The sequence below is a fragment of the Pseudomonas sp. s4 genome (assembly GCF_046764235.1).
In the GTDB taxonomy this organism is placed as follows: domain Bacteria; phylum Pseudomonadota; class Gammaproteobacteria; order Pseudomonadales; family Pseudomonadaceae; genus Aquipseudomonas; species Aquipseudomonas asiatica.
Genome location: NZ_CP177209.1, coordinates 1948675 through 1967840, shown reverse-complemented (window position 1 = coordinate 1967840; position 19166 = coordinate 1948675). Strand labels below are relative to the sequence as shown.

The window sequence follows — 19166 nt, the reverse complement described above, 5'->3', positions numbered from 1 at the left end:
CTCCTTTTCAGGCGAAGCGTTGCAGTTGCATCTCCCGTAGCCGGCTCAGGGTCCGTTGGTACGGGAACGCCAGATACCCTTGAGTGTAGAGGGCATCCAGCGGCACCTGTGCCTCCAGGTACAACGCCACCCGGCGGTCGTAGCATTCGTCGACCAGGGCTATGAAGCGGCGCACCGCGTCGTCCTTGGGCGACAGCGCCGGCAGCTCGCGGTCGCCCGCTGCCACCCGCGCCGCAGCATCCTCGGTGCCCCGGGCAATACGCCCGGCCCGCTGTTCACCCCCCAGCGCCGGAATGCCCGACACCAGGATGGCCGGGAACCGGTCGCACAGGGCCATGAACTCCATGGCCGCCAGCGGCTGTTCGCACAGGTCGGTGAAACGGCACCAGATGGCCTGCGCGCTGCGCCGCACCACCTGCACCTGCCGGGAGCCGATCGCCAAGGGCTGATCGTGGCCTTCGTCGCCGGGGCTGAGCTGGCGGAACACCTCGCCCAGCTGGCTGGCCTGCCCCGCTTGCGCCACCCAGTAACGCTGGCGCTCGGCGCCGGGGTGCAGGCGGTGGTCCTGCTCGCCGGCTACCGGCAGCACCTGCATGTGCCGCTGGATGGCGGCGATGGCCGGCAGGAACCGCTCGCGGTTGAAACCGTCGCGGTACAGCTGCTCGGGTGGCTGGTTAGAGGTGGCGACAATCACCACGCCTTGGTCGAACAGTACCTGGAACAGGCGGCCGAGGATGATCGCGTCACCGATGTCGTTGACGAACAGCTCGTCGAAGCACAGCACGCGAATCTGCCCGGCCAGTTCCCCGGCCAGCGCCAGCAGCGGGTCGGCGGTGCCGTTGAGCTGGAACAGGCGCTGGTGGACCCAGGCCATGAAGTGATGGAAGTGCTGGCGCCGGCTGGGTACCCGCAGGCAGCGGTGGAACTGGTCCATCAGCCAGGTCTTGCCCCGGCCGACCGGGCCCCAGAGGTAGATACCCTGGGTGGGGCGGCCCTGTTCGACGGCCTGGAAACAGGCCTGCAAGGCTTCGACGGCGCGGGCCTGGGCGGGGTCGGCGACATAGCCCTGGGTGGTCAGGGCCTGCTGGTAGAGGGAATGGGGATCGATAGCCATGCGGCATTATCTGCACCGGCCTCATCGCCGGCAAGCCAGCTCCCACAGGGATAGCGCATGGCTTGGGGCCAATGCGGTCGAGGTGGGAGCTGGCTTGCCGGCGATGAGGCCGGTGCAAGTGACTTTGGCTCAGCTATCTCCCAATCCAACTTTCAGCAGCGCGCCGTCCTTGTCATCGGTCAGCACATACAGGTAGCCATCCGGCCCCACCCGCACATCGCGGATACGCGCCTTCAGCTCACCCAGCAAACGCTCTTCATGCACCACCTTGTCGCCATCCAGTTGCAGGCGGATCAGATCCTGGGTGGCCAGCGCGCCAATGAACAGATTGTGGTCCCAGGCCTTGAACCTAAGGCTGTCGTAGAACGCCATGCCGCTGATACCCGGCGACTTCTCCCATACATGGTGCGGGTCGACCATACCCTGTACATGCTTGCCCTTGGCCTCGGGGATCGGCAGCAGCGAGTAGTTGATGCCGTGGGTCGCAATCGGCCAGCCATAGTTCTTGCCGGGTTCGGGAATGTTGATCTCGTCGCCGCCGCGCGGGCCATGCTCGTGGGTCCACAGCTTGCCGGTCCAGGGGTTGAGTGCGGCGCCTTGCTGATTGCGGTGGCCGAACGACCAGATCTCCGGCCGCACATTGTCCTTGCCGACGAAGGGGTTGTCCCTGGGCACTTCGCCGTCCGGCAAGATACGCACGATCTTGCCTTGCAGCTTGTCCAGGTCCTGGGCAGTCGGGCGCTGGTTGTTTTCACCGAGGGCGATGAACAGGTAGCCGTCGCGGTCGAACACCAGACGCGAGCCAAAGTGGTTGCCCTCCGACAGTTTGGGCTGCTGGCGGAAGATGACGTTGAAGTTTTCCAGCCGGGCGCGGTCCTGGGACAACTGGCCACGGCCGACCGCCGTACCGGCCTTGCCGTCACTGCCCTCTTCGGCGTAGGACAGGTAGACGGTGCGGTCCTTGGCGAACTCCGGCGACAGCACCACATCCAGCAAGCCGCCCTGGCCCTCGGCCCAGACCTTGGGCACACCGCTGATCGGCGGGCCGACCTTGCCTTCGGCATTGACCACCCGCAAGTTGCCGGCACGCTCGGTGACCAGCATGTCCTTGCCGCCCGGCAGGAACGCCAGGGCCCAGGGATTGCGCAGGCCGTCGGCCAGGGTGCTGACGGTCAAGGTGCCTTCTTCACTGCGAAACTGCTGTTCGGCCGCCGCCTGCGCCAAAAGGGGCAGGACTGCGGCGGCGGTCAGGGTTACAAGCCAGGGTGCTCGAAGCATGCAGGATTCCTTTCGTAGGCCGCTCATGGCGCGCGCGGGTTGTCGCGGGGTGGTCGGCTGGGCTCCAGGTTCGGGGTTTGTTGCTGGCGGCGCAGGTTGTCGCCATTGCCGATGCCGCGGTTGTCCAGGGTGGGCGTGCGCTGGTACGGGTCGGTGGACGGGCCGCGCACGGGAGGCGTGGCCGGCATGCTGCCCTGTCGGCTGTTGGGGTTGGCGCGCTGGATCGGGCTGTTGTAGGGGTTGTTGTTGCCGGCGGCGAGTTGCAAGGGCGGCTCGGGGGCCGCTTGCGCGGGCAGGCACAGCACCAGGCCGAGGGCCAGGATGGGCAAGGTCGGGGTCATGCTTCACCTCCTGTACGAAAATGCCGCGCCTGGTGGGTTTGATAGCCTAAGGCGCGAAGGGTTCGCGGCAAAAGTGTGAATGCGGGTGGAGATGATTCCTGATGTTTCAGTATGGGCCTTGGGGGCTGCTGCGCAGCCCTTTCGCGACACAAGGCCGCTCCCACAACCCCCCTACGGACGCCGAATTACTGGCCCTTGTCCACCTTGTGCCGCGCCGCATACAGGCACAGCATTTCCATCGCCAGGGTCGCCCCGGCCAGCGCGGTGATGTCGGCATGGTCATAGGCTGGCGCCACCTCCACCAGGTCCATGCCCACCAGGTTGATGCCGCGCAGCCCGCCAAGGATCTCCAGCGCCTGCACCGTGCTCAGCCCACCGCACACCGGCGTGCCGGTACCGGGCGCATACGCCGGGTCGAGGCAGTCGATATCGAAGGTCAGGTAAACCGGCCGCTCGCCCACCCGCTGGCGAATCGCCGCGATCACCGCCTCGGTGCCCTGCCGGTGCACCTGGCGGGCGTCGAGGATGGCAAAGCCCTGGCTGTCGTCATTGGTGGTGCGCAGGCCGATCTGCACCGAGCTGGCCGGGTCCACCAGGCCTTCGCGGGCGGCATGCCAGAACATGGTGCCGTGGTCGATGCGCTTGCCTTCCTCGTCCGGCCAGGTGTCGCTGTGCGCATCGAAGTGGATCAGCGCCAGCGGGCCATGGCGACGGGCATGGGCCTTGAGCAGCGGGTAGCTGATGAAGTGGTCGCCACCCAGGGTGAGCATGGCGCAGCCTGCTTCCAGAATATGCGTGGCATGGGCCTCGATGCTGTCCGGTACCGACTGCGGGGTGCCGCTGTCGAAGGCGCAATCGCCATAGTCGATCACCGCCAGGTGGTCGAACGGGTCGAACGCCCATGGCCAGTGCCGGGCCCAGGCCTGCTGCACCGAGGCGGCGCGGATCGCCCGCGGGCCGAAGCGCGCACCGGGGCGGTTGCTGGTGGCAGTATCGAACGGCACACCACTGACCACCACATCGACACCACGCAGGTCGCGGCTGTAGCGGCGGCGAGAGAAACTGGTAATACCGGCGTAGGTACTTTCCGCAGCGGTGCCATACAGGCTGTCGCGGGTCATGGCCTGGTCGTTGTTTACGGCTTGCTCCACGGTCGAGCTCCTTTGTCGTTATCGGTTACTGGCGGCTGCGGAACGCGGTCCACAGGCGGTTGCGCTGGCGCAGGTCGGCCAGGGCCATGCTGCGGTCGGCATACAGGCGCTGGCGCACCGCGGCCGACGGGTAGATGTCCGGGTCGTTGCGCACTGCTTCGTCCACCAGCGGCGTGGCCGCCTGGTTGGCGTTGGCGAAGAACAGCGTGTTGGTCAGCGCGGCGACCGACTCGGGCTTGAGCATGAAGGCGATGAACGCCCGCGCGGCCTCGGGGTGCGGGGCGTCCTTGGGAATGACCAGGTTGTCCTGCCACACCAGCGTGCCTTCGCGGGGGATGCGGTAGATCAGCTCGAACGGTTTGCCTGCGCGACGCGCCTGGTCGGCGGCCATCGCCGCATCGCCGTTGTAGGTCAGCGCCAGGCACACGCTACCGTTGGCCAGGTCGCTGATCTGCCGGCCATTGGCGACGTAGCTGATCGACGGCTGCAGCTGGCTCAGCAGGTTCTGCGCGGCGGCCAGGTCGTCCTTGTCCTGGCTGTAAGGGTCCTTGCCCAGGTAGTTCAGGGCCACGCCGATCACCTCCTGGGGCGAGTCGGGCATGGCGATGCCGCAGTCCTTCAGCCGGCTGGCGTACTCGGGCTTGAACAGCAGGTCGAGGCTGTCCAGCGGTACATCACCCAGGCGCTGGCGCACCGCTTCCACATTCACCCCCAGGCCCAGGGTGCCCCAGGTGTAGGGCACGGCATGGCGGTTGCCGGGGTCGGCCTCTGCGAGCTTGGCCAGCAGGTCCTTGTCGAGGTTGGCATAGCCGGGCATGGCCTGGGGATCGAACGGCTGCAGGGCATTTGCCTTGAGCGCCCGGGCCAGTACGGTTGACGACGGCACCACCACGTCATAACCGCTACCACCGGTCAGCAGCTTGGTTTCCAGCACTTCGGTGGTGTCGAAGGTGTCATAGCGCACTTTGTAGCCGGTTTCCCGCTCGAAGCGCTGGAGGGTTTGCGGGGCGACATAGTCGGCCCAGCTGTAGAGGTTGACGACCTTTTCTTCGGCCTGCAGCGGCAAGGCCAGGACCAGGGACAGCAGGCACAACGATCGACGCATGGCGAACACCTCGGCAAATGGGTGGATGCCGCGAGCATGCCAGCCGGGTTACATTGCAGGAATGGCAAGTTTGCAAAGCTGACATTCATCAGGAGCAATGTAATGCTCGGACAAGTGCACGACCCCGACCTGCATCTGCTGCGGCTGTTCGTCACTGTAGTCGAGGCCGGTGGCTTCAGCGCCGCGCAAGGCGTGCTGGGCCTGAGCCAGCCCACCATCAGCCAGCGCATGGCGCAGCTGGAAGCGCGGCTGGGCTACCGCCTGTGCAGCCGCGGCAAAGGTGGCTTTCACCTGACGGAAAAGGGCGCGTTGTTGCTGGACGCCGCCCGTGGGCTATTGCTGAACATCGAACAGTTTCGCCAGCAGGCCAATGGCGTTGCCGGGCGGCTGCTGGGGACCGTGCGCATAGGCATGGCGGAGAACCAGGACAAGGCGGTGAGCCTGAAGCTGGCGGCGGCCATTGCGGCGTTTCGCAGGCGCGAGGAGGCGGTGCAGCTGGAACTGATCAGTGCGCCACCGGCAGAGCTGGAGCGCTTGTTGCTGGAGCAGCGGCTGGATTACGCCATCAGCTACTTTTCCGGCAACCAGGCAGCCTTCGACTACCAGCCGCTGTTCCAGGAGCGGCAACGGCTGTATTGCGGCAAGGGCCATGTGCTGTTCGGTGAGGCTGGTGTTGGCCGGGAGCGGTTGCTGGCGATGGACCAGGTGCGCCATCCGTACCGGTTTCTCAAGGGCGGTGAGCCGTTCCAGAGCCAGCGCAGCATGGCGGTGGCGGAGCAGATCGAGAGCGTGCTGACGTTCATTCTGTCGGGGCGGCATATTGGCTATCTGCCATGCCATTGTGCGCAAGCTTGGGAGGCTGAGGGGCTGTTATGGGCGCTGGACCCGGGGTTGGACTTTGTGGTGCCGTTTACCCTGGCCAGGCACCGGGCGCAAGCGGTTGGCGAGGCACAGCAGGCGTTTGCGCAGGATTTGCTGGCGTCGTTTGCCTGACCTGGCCTCTTCGCGGGCTTGCCCGCTCCCACAGGGGCCTCACAATGCCTGAGGGCGGCGCCGTACCTGTGGGAGCGGGCAAGCCCGCGAAGAGGCCAGGTCAGACAACATCAATCAGTAAGCCATGCTCCAGGTCAGCGTGTAGGTACGCCCGCGCCCTTGGTAGTCATACAGGTAAGCCGGCCCGTAGGTCGGCGAGTAGAACAGCGTCGCACGCTGCCCCCAGACCGTGCTGTATTGCTTGTCCAGCAGGTTCTGGATGCCGGCGCTGAAGGTGCCGAAGCCGGTATCCTGGCTGCCCAGCAGGTCGAAGGTGGTGTAGCCGTCGATCTCGTGGTCGGCATCGTCCTTCAGGCTGAAGGCATGGTTGGCCTGTAGCCGCGCACTGCGGCCATCGCCCTTCCAGCCGACGAACGCGGTAGCCTTGGACAACGAGGCATAGCGGGCATCGCGCTTGATCCAGCCGCCATCGACATCCTCCTCCTCGGAGCGGGTCAGGTGCAGGGTGCCACCGGCTTCCCAGCCTGTCTGGAAGTGTCGGGTCAGAGCGCCCTCAAAACCGAAGTCACGGCTTTTCTGGTCTTCCACATTGATGGTCAGCGTCTGCGAATCGACGTTGATGATCTTGTCCGACCAGATGTAGTACAGCGCCGCCTGGGCATCCCAGTCCAGGTCGGCATAGCGCCAGCCCAGTTCCACCTGGCGGCTCTTGATGCCGGCCAGCGGGTTGTCGGCCACGCTCAATCCGGGCTTGCCGTAGTACTTGGCCGGGTCGGGCAGGTCGAAGCCTTCGCCGTAGTTGGTCCATACCTGGTGGCCATTCTTGAAGTCGTAGATGGCACCGACGTTGAACAGGTTGACCTGGTAATCGTTGCTGCCACCCGGCACACCCTTGAAGTTGCTGACGTCCACATCCATCTGCTGGCGCCGGGCGCCGCCGGACAGGGTCAGGTTATCGGTGGCATGCCAGTCCAGCTGCGCGTATACCGACACGCCATCGACCCGGTAGCTGGGGTAGCGTGCGGCCTTGCTTTCCTTTTCCAGCTCCAGGCCACCCGACTCGGACGACGTCTGGGCGTTGAAGGTGGTCTGCTCGGCGTTGAAGCGCTCGCGGTCCAGGTCCACGCCGTAGGTCAGCTTCAGCGCGTCCCACTGCTTGGCGAACAGGCCCTTGAGGCTGGTGACTTCGAAGTTTTGCTGCGAGGCGGCGAAGTACACCCCGCGCGAGCCGGTGGGCGTGGCGCGGTTGTAGTACGGGAACGGGTAGAAGTTGTCGTCTTCCTTGCGGTACGAGGCCTGCAGGTAGAAGTCCTGCCCCAGCACGTCGGTGTGGTGGTAGTTGGCGTTCAGCAGCAGGCGCCGGGTGCGCGGCTCCAGGTCCGACGAGTAGCCACTGCGCAGCTCGGCGTCTTCCAGGTCGGATGGGGCGTTGTAGTTCAGGTTAGGGAAGTAAATGCCGGTGCTGCCGTGGTTGCCCGAGTCATAGTACTGGGCCAGCAGGTCGAGGCTCTGCTGGTCGTTCAGTTGCATCCCCAAGGTGCCGAGCACGTCGATGGTGCGGTTGTATTGCAGGTCGGTCTGGGTGTTGTCGATGAAGATCTGGTCGCCGGCGCCGTCGTAGAAGGCTTCGTTCTGCTCTCCGGAAACCCCCAGGCGGGCGTTGAACCGTTCGTTGCCGCCACTGATCGACTGGGCGAAGCGGGTGGCCAGGTCGTCGCTGTTGTTGAAGCCGCTGCTGGCACCGAGCTGGGTCTCGAAACGCGCCGGGCCGGGTTCGCCCTTCTTGGTCACGATGTTGATGATGCCGCCGGTGGCGCCACCACCGTAGATGGCACTGGCGCCAGACAGCACTTCGACGCGCTCGACGTTGAACGGCGAAATGCTGTCGAACTGGCGTGACAGGCCGCGCGAGCTGTTCTGGCTGACCCCGTCGATCATCACCAGCACATTGCGCCCGCGCATGTTCTGGCCGTAGTTGGTACGGCCTTCCGGCGCCAGGTCGAGGCCTGGCACCAGCTTGCCGATGGCTTCCTTCAGGCTGACGCCGCTGTCGATCTGCTCGCGCAACTGCTGCTGGTCGACCACCCACACGGTGCCGGGGATTTCACTGATCGCGGTGCTGGTGCGCGAGGCCACGCTGACCTCGATCGGCTTGAGATTGATCGCCTGCGGCGCAGCGTCGGCCTTGCGCAGGGTCACCGTGCGGGCATCGCTGAAGTGCCAAACCATGCCACTTCCGGCCAGCAACTGCTGCAGCGCCTGCTCGATGCTGTAGCTGCCCTGCAAGGCCGGGCTGGCCTGGCCGGCGACGTCGCCGGTGGTGTACAGCAGGTGCAGGCCGGCCTGGTCGGCGAACGTCGTCAGGGCGTGGTCCAGCGGCTGGGCCGGCAGGTCGAGCTGGACCTGGCGGGCCTGAGTCTGGGCCTGTTCGGTGGCGGTCGAGGCAAATGCCTGCAGCGGGCCGACCAGCATGGCCAGGGCACTGCAGGACATCAGGGCATGGTGAAGCGGACCGCGGCGGCGGTGCAAGGGCTTGAGCATCAGAGGCACGAATGAGCTTCCTGACAAGTCGTAAATGAGAATTGGTTGCTGATCAGTCCCACTACGACGATCTGGCTTGCAGGAACTTGCAGTGCCAAATGGAAAATATTTTTATTTCTGTGCCGGCCTCTTCGCAGCACGAGGCTGCTCCTACAGGGATCACAGTTCGCTGTAGGAGCAGCCTTGTGCTGCGAAGAGGCCGGCACAGGCGAATCAATGAACCACGGCCAACCACGGCAGGTAGGTCACCTTCAGCCCATAACGCTGCTCAAGGGTCCGCAACAGGGCCTCCGGCTCATCGAGGTCGAACACCCCGCTGACCTGCATCGCCGCCAGCTTGCTATCGGACAACACGATCCGCCCATGCCGATAACGCTCAAGCTCCGCCAGCACCTGCCCCAGCGGCTTGCCGTTGAAGATCAGCTTGCCGCGCTGCCAGGCCATCTGCGTGCCGGCATCGGCCGCTACTGCCAGTTCATGTTCGCCAACCTTGGCTTCGCCATGGGCCAATACCACGCGGCCATCGCGACGCACGCTGAAGGTGGCCGCACTCCCCTGCACCCGCTCACCGGCCGTATCGACCACAAAGGGCCGTGAATCATCGGTGGTCTCGAACAAGGCCTCACCAGATTCCAGCACCACCCGCCGCTCACGGTCGCTGAACACCACGCTCAGGGCTGTGGCACTGTTCAGCGTCACCCGCGTGCCATCTGCCAAAGTAATCACCTGTCGCTCACCTACCCCGGTGTGGTAATCCGCCAGCAGCATTGGCGCCTTCTGCCAACCCGCCACACCAACGGCCAACACCAGTGCAGCAGCCACCCCTGCCTGTTTGAGCCAGTTGCGGCAATGGCGCAGGGCCTGGCCGATGTATTTCGCCACCATGCTTTCGGAAACCCCCAGGCGCTGCGCGATCTGCGCCTGGGTCAGGCCGTCGACGCGGTTGAGCAACAGCGCCTGGCGGGCATTGTCGGACAGCTGCAGCAGCGCCTGGTCGAGGATCTGCAAGCGCTCCCGGGCCAGCAAGGCCGCTTCCGGGGCCGGCGCCGGGCAGGCGACCTCACCTGCCCGCTCGCTGTCGTCGTGGCTGGCGGCAATGCGCTGCTCGCGGCGCAAGGCATCGATCGCCAGGTTGCCGGCCACGCGGAAGATGAAACTGCGCGCGTGCAGCACCGGCACCGCCTGCTGGTCGATGTTGACCAGCTTCAGGTAGGTTTCCTGCGCGACATCGGCAGCGCGCTGACGGTCGCTCATGCGCCGGGTCAGGAACTGAAGCAGGTCGTCGTAGTGCTCCTGGAAGCTTGCCAGCAGGCCCGGCGCGGGAGAAGTCAGCATGGGTTCGGGAACGGCCAGTAGGAGAAGTTATCGGGCGTTAATGAGAAACAGTATCTTTCATCTGGACGGTGACTTTCAACGCCGACGCGTATTTGCCACACTGCCCATTCGCCCACTCTGGCAAGGTCGCACTCCATGGCTGCCCGTCTGCACCGCTACGCCCGCCTGTTCCTGGTCCTGCTGCTGGCCTGCGGCCTGGGAGCCTGTGCGCTGTTCCAGGCACGCGACCCGGTCAATATCAGCGTGATCGGTATCGAGCCGCTGCCCGGGCAGGAGCTGGAACTGCGCATGGCGGTGAAGATGCGGGTACAAAACCCCAACGAGGCGCCGATCGACTACAACGGCATCGCCCTGAACCTGGAGGTGAACGGCCAGCCGCTGGCTGCCGGGGTGAGCGACCAGCAGGGGCACATCGGCCGTTATGGCGAAGCGGTGATCGTGGTGCCGGTGAGCATCACGGCGTTTTCCTTCCTGCGCCAGGCCTATGGGCTGGGCCAGGTGGACTCGCTGCAAGGCCTGCCCTATGTGCTGCGCGGCAAGCTGGCCGGCGGGCTGCTGGGGACCGTGCGCTTTACCGACGAGGGCAAGCTGGACCTGCCCAAGGGCGCCTACTGGTAGGCGCCTGGCGGGGTGTGATCAGCGGCTGGCGCTGGCTGCGGCCATCAGCTTGTTGACTTCGCTGCGCACCATGTTGGCGTATTCGGGCGGCGACATGCCATCCAGCTCGGCGCGCACCCACTCGGCCCATTTGCCTTTGCGCCGTGGTTTCTCGGCGATCAACCGTGCCGCTTCGCCCTTGGCCTTGCCCAGGTTGTTCTGCCACAGCTCGAACAGCCGGGCCTTCTCTGCCTCGATCTGCGCCCGTTCCTCGAAGCTCATGTTGGCCAGATTGAAACTCATGAAGGTACCTGCAGGTTTGAAAATGGCCGCTATCTTACACCCAGGTACTGCAACAGCCCAAAGCCGCCGCAACTTTCCCGACGCGCCGGCATCCATTGTTCAAGCCACACCATCGACGAGGACGAGTTCATGGCCCGGAAAAACGCCCCGCTGACCGACAGCGATCAGATCAAGGACCAGGTATTCAGCGAACTGCAAGCGCTGATCGAAGAGTCGGAAAAACTGCTGAACGACAGCGCCGCCCTGGTGGGTGACGAGGCGGAAACCCTGCGCGCGCAGGTAAGCCTCAAGCTACGTCAGGCGCGCAATGCCGCCGACAAGGTACGCAGCAAGGCGCAACCGGTGATGGACGCTACCCAGGACTATATCGGTGGCCACCCGTGGCAGACCGTGGCCATTTCCGCTGGCCTCGGGCTGGTGGTCGGCCTGCTGCTGGGCCGCCGTCACTGACGCCTGGGCTGCCTGGTGCGAATCAGGCGGCCTGCGCCATCGGTATACCGCTGTGAAAGCGCAGCTCCTGGTCCGGTGACTGGATCAGCTCCACCTCTGCTGCGCGCACCGGGTCCACCCGGCGGGCAATGTCTGCCTCTTCGCCATAGTTGTGCGCCAGTTTCAGATAACCTTGGTAATGGCGCGCTTCGCTCTTCAGCAGGCCGTGGTAGAAGCGGCCCAGTTCCTCGTCCAGATGCGGTACCAACGCGGCAAAGCGCTCGCAGCTGCGCGCCTCGATGAACGCCCCCACCACCAGCGTATCCACCAGCTTGACCGGCTCGTGGGCGCGCACCAGCCGCCGCAGCCCCGACGCATAACGCCCCGCCGACACCGGGCGCAGCGGCACGCCACGACGCTTCATCAGGCGCAGCACCTGCTCGTGGTGCACCAGCTCCTCGCGGGCCAGGCGCGACATCATGTTGATCAGGTCGAGGTGGGTGTTGTACTTGGCGATCAGGCTCAGGGCGGTGCTGGCAGCCTTGAATTCGCAGTTCTTGTGGTCGATCAGCAGGGTTTCCTGGTCGGCGAGCGCCGCTTCGATCCAGGCGTCTGGTGTCGGGCAACCAAGAAAGGCGTCGATTTCGGGGATCAGGGACATGAGCGTGCAACCACAAAGAACTGGCAGGGCCGGCGATTATACCGGCGGCGGCGGGCGGCGCCAGTGACTATGCTTGATGTACATCAAGCGCCAGCGGGGGAAGCGCCGACTATAGTCAGGCATTGGTCGCCACCTTTGAAGGGAGTTAACGCCCATGCAAGCCGTCCGCAGCATCCTCGTCGTCCTCGACCCCGAGCACGCCCACAGCCGGGCACTGACCCGGGCCAAGCTGATCGCCGGCGTCACCGGCGCCCGCCTGCACCTGCTGATGTGCGACAAAAGGCATGACCACAGCGCGCTGCTGAGCCTGCTGAGCAGCCAGCTGCATGATGACGGGTACGACAGCGTCACCCATGAGGAGGCCTGGCGCGACAACCTGCACGACACCATCATCTACGTGCAGCAGGCCGAGGGCTGCGAGCTGGTGATCAAGGAACACCGCCCGGACAACCCGCTGAAAAAGGCCCTGCTCACCCCCAGCGACTGGAAGCTGCTGCGCCAATGCCCGTGTGCCGTGCTGATGGTCAAGAGCGAGCGGCCGTGGACCGGCGGCAAGATCCTGGCCGCGGTGGACGTGGGCAACCAGGACGAGGACCACCGCCGCCTGCATGCCAGCATCATCGACCATGGCTATGCCATTGCCGGGCTGGCCAAAGGCGAGCTTCACGTCATCAGCGCCCATCCGTCGCCGATGCTGTCGGCGTCGGACCCGGTGTACCAGCTGAGCGATACCATCGAAAAGCGCTACCGCGAGGCGTGCAAGGCATTCCAGGCAGAGTACGACATCAGCGAAGACCGCTTGCATGTGGCCGAAGGGCCGGCGGATGTGCTGATTCCGTATACCGAGAAGAAGCTCGATGCCGTGGTAACGGTGATCGGCACGGTGTGCCGCACGGGGATTTCCGGGGCGTTGATTGGTAATACCGCGGAGGTGGTGCTGGATTCGCTGGAGGGGGATGTGCTGGTGCTCAAGAGCGAGGAGGCAATTGCCCATCTGGCGGAACTGGCCCGCGGCTGAGTTCAACCTGTCAGGGCCCCATCGCCGGCAAGCCAGCTCCCACATCGACCACATTGACCTCAAGTCATGTGCAGTACCTGTGGGAGCTGGCTTGCCGGCGATGGGCTGCGCAGCAGCCCCATTCGACACCAAACGCTAGGCCAACGCTTCCTGCACCTTCGGGTCCAGCCCCTCCCCTGCATTGGCCTCGGCCCATTCCGCCAGTTGCCGGCGCATCGCAGGCGTCCAGAAGCTCTGCAGATGCTGCCGTATCCCTTGCACCGCCAGCGCCCGGTCTGGCTCGCTGTCGAAGTAATGGGCAATCTGGTTGGCCATCTTGACCAGATTCTCACTGCTCATCGGCGCACCTCGGTTTTCTCGGCAATACGACGCTCCTTCAACAACCGCCGCTGCTCGTCACTGAAGTCCTGGTAGCGCTTCTGCCACTGCGACGGCTGGAACACTTTCACCACCTCCACCGCCGTCACCTTGTACTCAGGGCAGTTGGTGGCCCAGTCGGAGTTGTCGGTGGTAATCACGTTGGCCCCCGACTCTGGGAAGTGGAAGGTGGTGTACACCACACCCGGCGCCACCCGCGTACTGACCTTGGCGCGCAGCACCGTCTGCCCGGCGCGGCTGCCGATGCCGACCCAGTCGCCATCCTGGATGCCGCGGCTTTCGGCGTCGGTCGGGTGGATTTCCAGGCGGTCGGCGTCATGCCAGGCGACGTTGCCGGTACGCCGGGTCTGGGCGCCGACGTTGTACTGGCTGAGAATGCGCCCGGTGGTCAGCAGCAGCGGGTAGCGGTTGTTGACCTTCTCCTCGGTGGGCACGTAGCCGGTGAGCATGAAGCGCCCCTTGCCACGTACGAACTGGTCGATGTGCATGGTCGGCGTGCCATCCGGCGCTGCGTCGTTGCACGGCCACTGCAGGCTGCCGTGGCGGTCGATCTCGGCGTAGCTGACGCGGTGGAAGGTAGGCGTAAGGCGGGCGATCTCGTCCATGATCTCGGACGGGTGACGGTAGCTCATCGGGTAGCCCAGGGCATTGGCCAGGGCTATGGTCGCCTCCCAGTCGGCCTTCCCGGCCAACGGCTCCATGACCTTGCGCACCCGCGAAATACGCCGCTCGGCATTGGTGAAGGTACCGTCCTTCTCCAGGAACGAGCTGCCCGGCAGGAACACATGGGCGAACTTGGCTGTTTCGTTGAGGAAGATGTCCTGCACCACCACGCACTCCATGGCCAGCAGGGCCGCAGTGACGTGCTGGGTGTTGGGGTCGCTCTGGGCAATGTCCTCGCCCTGGCAGTAAAGGGCCTTGAAACTGCCGTCCAGCGCAGCCTCGAACATGTTGGGGATGCGCAGGCCCGGGTCAGGCTGCAGGGTCACGCCCCAGGCCTGCTCGAACTCGGCGCGTACAACTTCGTTGGAAATGTGCCGGTAGCCGGGCAGTTCGTGGGGGAACGAGCCCATGTCGCACGAGCCTTGCACGTTGTTCTGCCCGCGCAGCGGGTTCACCCCTACCCCTTCACGGCCGATGTTGCCGGTGGCCATGGCCAGGTTGGCGATGCCCATCACCGCGGTGCTGCCCTGGCTGTGTTCGGTCACGCCCAGGCCGTAGTAGATGGCCGCGTTGCCGCCGGTGGCATACAGGCGCGCTGCGGCGCGGATCTGCTCGGCAGGCACGCCGCAGACCGGGCCAAGCACTTCGGGGGCGTTTTCCGCCAGGCTGACGAAGTCGCGCCAGCGGGCGAAATCCTCGGTTTCACAGCGGGCATCGATGAAGCGCTGGGCCAGCAGGCCTTCGGTGACGATCACGTGGGCCAGGGCGTTGAGCATGGCCACGTTGGTACCGGGGCGCAGTTGCAGGTGCAGCTCGGCGCGGGCGTGCGGCGAGTCGACCAGGTCGATGCGCCGAGGGTCGATCACGATCAGCCGCGCGCCCTGGCGCAGGCGGCGCTTGAGCTGCGAGCCGAATACCGGGTGGGCGTCGGTGGGGTTGGCGCCGATCACCAGCACCACGTCGGCCTGCATCACCGAGTCGAAGCTTTGTGTACCAGCCGACTCACCCAGGGTCTGCTTCAGGCCATAGCCGGTGGGCGAATGGCATACCCGCGCGCAAGTGTCGACGTTGTTGTTGCCGAACGCCGTGCGCACCAGTTTCTGCACCAGGTAGGCTTCTTCGTTGGTGCAGCGGCTGGAGGTGATGCCGCCGATGGAATCGCGACCGTACTTCAGCTGGATACGGCGGAACTCGCTGGCGGCGTAGGTCACCGCTTCGTCCCAGCTGACTTCCTGCCATGGGTCTTCCAGGCGCTTGCGGATCATTGGCTTGGTGATGCGGTCCGGGTGGGTGGCGTAACCCCAGGCGAAGCGGCCCTTGACGCAGGCGTGGCCGTGGTTGGCGCCGCCGTTCTTGTCCGGGACCATGCGCACCAGCTGGTCGCCCTTCATTTCGGCGCGGAACGAGCAGCCGACGCCGCAATAGGCGCAGGTGGTGATGACCGCACGCTCGGGCTGGCCCAGCTGTACCAGGCTCTTTTCGGTCAGGGTCGCGGTCGGGCAGGCCTGCACGCAGGCGCCGCATGACACGCACTCGGAGGCGAGGAAGTTTTCACCACCCGCCGCCGCCACCCGTGATTCGAAGCCGCGCCCGGTAATGGTCAGGGCGAAGGTGCCCTGGATATCCTCGCAGGCGCGCACACAGCGGCTGCAGACAATGCACTTGCTCGGCTCGTAGTCGAAATACGGGTTGGATACGTCCTTTTTCTCGGCCAGGTGGTTGGCGCCGTCGTAGCCGTAGCGCACCTCGCGCAGGCCCACCTGGCCGGCCACGGTCTGCAGCTCGCAGTTGCCGTTGGCCGAACAGGTCAGGCAGTCCAGCGGGTGGTCGGAGATGTACAGCTCCATCACGTTGCGGCGCAGGCCGGCCAGGCGTGGGGTTTCGGTGTGCACCACCATGCCTTCGCTGACCGGGGTGGTGCAGGAGGCCGGGTAGCCGCGCATGCCTTCGATTTCCACCATGCACATGCGGCACGAGCCGAAGGCTTCGAGGCTGTCGGTGGCGCACAGTTTGGGAATGCTGGTGCCGAGCATGGCCGCGGCACGCATCACCGAGGTACCGGCGGGCACAGTGATGGCACGGCCATCGATGCTCAGGCTGACCTGTACCTCGCTGTCACGGGCCGGGGTGCCGAGGTCGCTGCTTTTATCAGAAGCGGGGTCGAAGAAATTGATCACTGCGCGGCCTCCGTGTGGGTCAGCCCGAAATCGGCGGGGAAGTACTTCAGCGCGCTGGCCACCGGATAGGCGGTCATGCCGCCCATGGCACACAGCGAGCCGTATTGCATGGTGTCGCACAGGTCGCGCAGCAACAGAGCCTGGTCATGCCGTTCGGTCATGTCGCTGGTGGCGATCAGCCGGTCGACCACTTCCATGCCGCGGGTCGAGCCGATGCGGCACGGGGTGCACTTGCCACAAGACTCCTCGGCACAGAACTGCAAGGCGAAGCGCGCCATGCTGGCCATGTTCAGGGTGTCGTCGGCCACTACCACACCACCGTGGCCGAGCATCGCGCCCATGGCGGCGAAGGCTTCATAGTCCAGCGGCGTGTCGAAGTGGCTGGGCGGTACCCAGGCACCCAGCGGGCCACCAACCTGCGCGGCCTTCAGCGGCCGGCCGCTGGCCGTGCCGCCGCCATAGCCTTCCACCAGCTCGCGCAGGGTCAGGCCGAAGGCGCGTTCCACCAGGCCGCCCTGGCGGATGTTGCCGGCCAGCTGGAACGGCATGGTGCCCAGCGAGCGGCCCATGCCGAAGTCGCGGTAGAACGCCGCGCCCTTGGCCATGATGATGGGTACCGAGGCCAGGGTGAGCACGTTGTGCACCAGCGTCGGCAGGCCGAACAGGCCCTGCAGCGCGGGCAGCGGAGGCTTGGCGCGGACGATGCCGCGCTTGCCTTCGATGGATTCGAGCAGCGCGGTTTCTTCGCCGCAGATATAGGCGCCGGCGCCGACCCGCACTTCCAGGTCGAAGGCCTGGCCGCTGCCGGCCACGTCGCTGCCGAGATAGCCGGCGTCACGGGCGATGGCGAAGGCCTGGTCGAGCACGCGGATGGCGTCGGGGTATTCCGAGCGCACATAGATGTAGCCCTTGTCGGCACCCACGGCGAGGCCGGCAATGATCATGCCTTCGATCAGCAGGAACGGGTCGCCTTCCATCAGCATGCGGTCGGCGAAGGTACCGGAGTCACCCTCGTCGGCGTTGCACACCACGTACTTCTGCCCGGCCCCGGCGTCACGCACGGTGCGCCACTTGATGCCGGCCGGAAACGCCGCACCGCCGCGGCCGCGCAGGCCGGAATCGAGCACGGCGGCGACCACCTCGGCACCGTCCAGGGCCACGGCCGCTTCAAGGCCGGCGAAACCGCCATGGGCACGGTAGTCGTCCAGCGACAATGGGCGAGTGATGCCGGCGCGGGCGAACAGCAAGCGCTGCTGGGTCTTGAGGTAAGGGATGTCCTCGACCGGCCCCAGGGCCAGCGAGTGGCCACCAGGTTCACCGGTAAAGGCGTCGAGCAAGGACGGCACGTCTTCCGGGGTGACCGGGCCGAAACCCAGGCGCCCTTGCGCGCTGTCGCACTCCAGCAGCGGCTCCAGCCAGTAGAGCCCGCGGGAACTGGTGCGCTGGATGTCCAGCGGCAGCTGGCGGCGCTCGGCCTCACGTTGCAAGGCATCGGCGACCTGGTCGGCGCCCACGGCACGGGCTACCGAATCGCAGGGGATGTACAGCTTCAGCATGCTGCGTCCTCCCGGCAAGCGTTGACCAGCGCGCGCAGGCGCTCAGGGGTAAGGCGCGCATGCACCTGGCCGTCCAGTTCCAGCGCTGGCGAGCAGGCACAGGCGCCCAGGCAGTACACCGGGCGCAGGCTGATGGCGCCGTCGGCGCTGGTGCCGTGGTCGTCCAGCGCCAGTTGTTCGCGCAGTTGCGCGGCCAGCGCCTCGGCGCCCCGGCTCTGGCACGACTCGGCGCGGCACAGGCGCAGGGTGTGGCGCGCCGGTGGCGTGGTGCGGAAATCGTGGTAGAAGCTGATCACCCCACGCACCTCGGCCAGGCTGAGGTTCAGGGCATGGGCAATTTCGGCGACAGCGGCATCGGGGATGTAGCCGATGTCGTGCTGGATGGCATGCAGGATCGGCAACAGCGCGCCGGGGGTATCCTTGTCACGGGCCAGAATGCGGTGGATCACAGGCAGGTGGAGCAATTCATCAGGCATACAGCGGACCTCGGCATCACGGACCCTGCCTGAATTGTTGTAAGGGCAGGTATCCGGCGTGTTCTGCTGCGGCGCGCCGGCCACGTCACGGTTGCGTGGTACCAGCGGCCTCCTTGCCTGCGGCCGCACGTCTGCGCGCGCTGGTCCGAGGCATCCTGCAAGCATGGCACTTGTGGCGCCGGGGGGTTGCGTGCGAACGACCAGGCGCATCCTGAAACCGACGCGGGTTGTTTCTGGCCTTATGCAGTCTGCTGCGCTGTCGCTTAGAGAACTGAATTCGCAAGCGGTCCGCGTACCCAGTGGGAGCGGCTTTAGCCGCGAAGAATCCAACGCGGTGCATGGCACCGGCTGCGCCGGTGTTCGCGGCTAAAGCCGCTCCCACAGGGTCCCTGCTAATTCAATGAGTTATGTGCAGTCCCATGAATGCATGGTATGCGCAAGGCTTCAAAGCTGCACGGCTTTGTCGATCAGTGCTTGCCTTCCACCGCCTTGGCCGTCTCGATCAGCTTGTCGAACTTGCGGTTCAGCTGGGCAAAGCGCTCATCGCTCTTGGCCCGCGCCTTGACGTTCTGGTCCGAGCTGGCCTTGTCGGCGATGGTCACCACCGTCCAGTCCCGGTCCTTGGCCACCCAGTACACCAACTCACCTTCAGCGGAAAACGCCTCGAGCCGGCCACCACTGTTCGGCACAGGCTTGGCCTGCCTGGTCATCGGCAGCAGTTGCTGGACCCGCGCCTCGTCGGTACTGGCCAGCCGCACCTCCACCTGGCGAAGCTGGTCGGCCTCGTTGAACGACGCCTTCACTTGCGTGATGGCAATACCGCCCAGGTTGTAATCGCCCTTCGGGTTGCTCCCCTGAAAGAACTCGGTGGGCACCTGGTAGTGATAGCCGGTGAAATGCTCAACTTCACCGAACTGCTGCTGCAGAATGGCCATGGCCTGGGGCTTGGGCATGCCCAGGGTGAACTGGCCGACTTCCAGCGCCGACCAGGCTTGCAGGGGGAAAAGCGCGCAGGCGAATACCAGCGGCAGGGTCCGTTTCATCGGTCAT

The 19166-nt window shown here is 65.5% G+C and carries 18 protein-coding genes; 4 read left to right on the top strand and 14 right to left on the bottom strand.

The genetic code is table 11. The features are described from left to right. Nucleotides 1–7: 7 nt before the first annotated feature. The 5 genes from zapE to ACK56M_RS09160 all read right to left on the bottom strand — a co-directional run bounded on the left by zapE (nt 8) and on the right by ACK56M_RS09160 (nt 4989). Nucleotides 8–1114 carry a cell division protein ZapE gene (gene zapE / locus ACK56M_RS09180; RefSeq protein ID WP_054573656.1) on the bottom strand — a complete coding sequence of 369 codons (1107 nt, stop codon included), beginning with the start codon at nt 1112–1114 and terminating at the stop codon, nt 8–10. Nucleotides 1115–1243: 129 nt separating this feature from the next. Then, on the bottom strand, nt 1244–2392 hold the full coding sequence (locus ACK56M_RS09175) for a PQQ-dependent sugar dehydrogenase (protein WP_015269637.1): 1149 nt from the start codon (nt 2390–2392) through the stop codon (nt 1244–1246). Between the two features lie 23 nt (nt 2393–2415). Continuing rightward, entirely contained in the window at nt 2416–2733 is a 318-nt protein-coding gene (locus ACK56M_RS09170) for a hypothetical protein (RefSeq protein ID WP_003256290.1), read from the bottom strand. A gap of 185 nt (nt 2734–2918) precedes the next feature. Next, nucleotides 2919–3884, bottom strand: a complete 966-nt coding sequence (speB, locus tag ACK56M_RS09165) for an agmatinase (protein ID WP_015269636.1) — start codon at nt 3882–3884, stop codon at nt 2919–2921. Nucleotides 3885–3909: 25 nt separating this feature from the next. Then, nucleotides 3910–4989, bottom strand: coding sequence for an extracellular solute-binding protein (locus ACK56M_RS09160; protein ID WP_015269635.1), 1080 nt, complete (start codon nt 4987–4989; stop codon nt 3910–3912). 102 nt (nt 4990–5091) lie between these two features. Between ACK56M_RS09160 and ACK56M_RS09155 the strand changes: the two genes are divergently transcribed. Next, entirely contained in the window at nt 5092–5982 is an 891-nt protein-coding gene (locus ACK56M_RS09155; protein WP_015269634.1) for a LysR family transcriptional regulator, read from the top strand. Between the two features lie 114 nt (nt 5983–6096). On the opposite strand, the gene ACK56M_RS09150 is transcribed toward ACK56M_RS09155, so the two are convergent. Then, nucleotides 6097–8523: a TonB-dependent receptor gene (locus ACK56M_RS09150; protein ID WP_015269633.1), complete on the bottom strand. Its 2427-nt coding sequence runs from the start codon at nt 8521–8523 to the stop codon at nt 6097–6099. Between the two features lie 213 nt (nt 8524–8736). Then, on the bottom strand, nt 8737–9858 hold the full coding sequence (locus tag ACK56M_RS09145; RefSeq protein WP_015269632.1) for a sigma-70 family RNA polymerase sigma factor: 1122 nt from the start codon (nt 9856–9858) through the stop codon (nt 8737–8739). A 135-nt stretch (nt 9859–9993) separates the two neighbouring features. Here ACK56M_RS09145 and ACK56M_RS09140 point away from each other — a divergent pair, with 135 nt between their 5' ends. Continuing rightward, nucleotides 9994–10476, top strand: coding sequence for an LEA type 2 family protein (locus ACK56M_RS09140; protein ID WP_013971807.1), 483 nt, complete (start codon nt 9994–9996; stop codon nt 10474–10476). Nucleotides 10477–10494: 18 nt separating this feature from the next. Here the strand turns inward: ACK56M_RS09140 and ACK56M_RS09135 are convergent, their stop codons facing one another. Beyond that, complete coding sequence (locus tag ACK56M_RS09135; protein ID WP_003256287.1) at nt 10495–10758, bottom strand: hypothetical protein; 264 nt, start codon at nt 10756–10758, stop codon at nt 10495–10497. A gap of 129 nt (nt 10759–10887) precedes the next feature. Here ACK56M_RS09135 and ACK56M_RS09130 point away from each other — a divergent pair, with 129 nt between their 5' ends. After that, a complete protein-coding gene (locus ACK56M_RS09130; RefSeq protein ID WP_003256286.1) occupies nt 10888–11208 on the top strand; it encodes a DUF883 family protein in 321 nt (106 codons plus the stop codon). Between the two features lie 22 nt (nt 11209–11230). Here ACK56M_RS09130 and ACK56M_RS09125 read toward each other — a convergent pair whose 3' ends face one another. Continuing rightward, nucleotides 11231–11848 (bottom strand): tRNA-(ms[2]io[6]A)-hydroxylase, encoded by a 618-nt coding sequence (locus ACK56M_RS09125; RefSeq protein ID WP_411959374.1) that lies wholly within the window; start codon nt 11846–11848, stop codon nt 11231–11233. Nucleotides 11849–12002: 154 nt separating this feature from the next. Here ACK56M_RS09125 and ACK56M_RS09120 point away from each other — a divergent pair, with 154 nt between their 5' ends. After that, complete coding sequence (locus ACK56M_RS09120) at nt 12003–12866, top strand: universal stress protein (protein ID WP_039614154.1); 864 nt, start codon at nt 12003–12005, stop codon at nt 12864–12866. A 135-nt stretch (nt 12867–13001) separates the two neighbouring features. Here the strand turns inward: ACK56M_RS09120 and ACK56M_RS09115 are convergent, their stop codons facing one another. From ACK56M_RS09115 to ACK56M_RS09095, 5 genes are all read right to left on the bottom strand, one after another. Further along, nucleotides 13002–13205, bottom strand: coding sequence for a formate dehydrogenase subunit delta (locus ACK56M_RS09115; RefSeq protein WP_013971803.1), 204 nt, complete (start codon nt 13203–13205; stop codon nt 13002–13004). Further along, a complete protein-coding gene (fdhF, locus tag ACK56M_RS09110) occupies nt 13202–16084 on the bottom strand; it encodes a formate dehydrogenase subunit alpha (RefSeq protein WP_054572332.1) in 2883 nt (960 codons plus the stop codon). The genes ACK56M_RS09115 and fdhF overlap by 4 nt, the downstream gene beginning before the upstream one ends. Beyond that, complete coding sequence (locus tag ACK56M_RS09105) at nt 16081–17640, bottom strand: formate dehydrogenase beta subunit (RefSeq protein ID WP_191471858.1); 1560 nt, start codon at nt 17638–17640, stop codon at nt 16081–16083. The genes fdhF and ACK56M_RS09105 overlap by 4 nt, the downstream gene beginning before the upstream one ends. Next, a complete protein-coding gene (locus ACK56M_RS09100; RefSeq protein WP_015269625.1) occupies nt 17634–18116 on the bottom strand; it encodes a formate dehydrogenase subunit gamma in 483 nt (160 codons plus the stop codon). The genes ACK56M_RS09105 and ACK56M_RS09100 overlap by 7 nt, the downstream gene beginning before the upstream one ends. Nucleotides 18117–18583: 467 nt before the next feature. Next, a complete protein-coding gene (locus ACK56M_RS09095; protein WP_015269624.1) occupies nt 18584–19159 on the bottom strand; it encodes a hypothetical protein in 576 nt (191 codons plus the stop codon). Between the last annotated feature and the right edge of the window lie 7 nt (nt 19160–19166).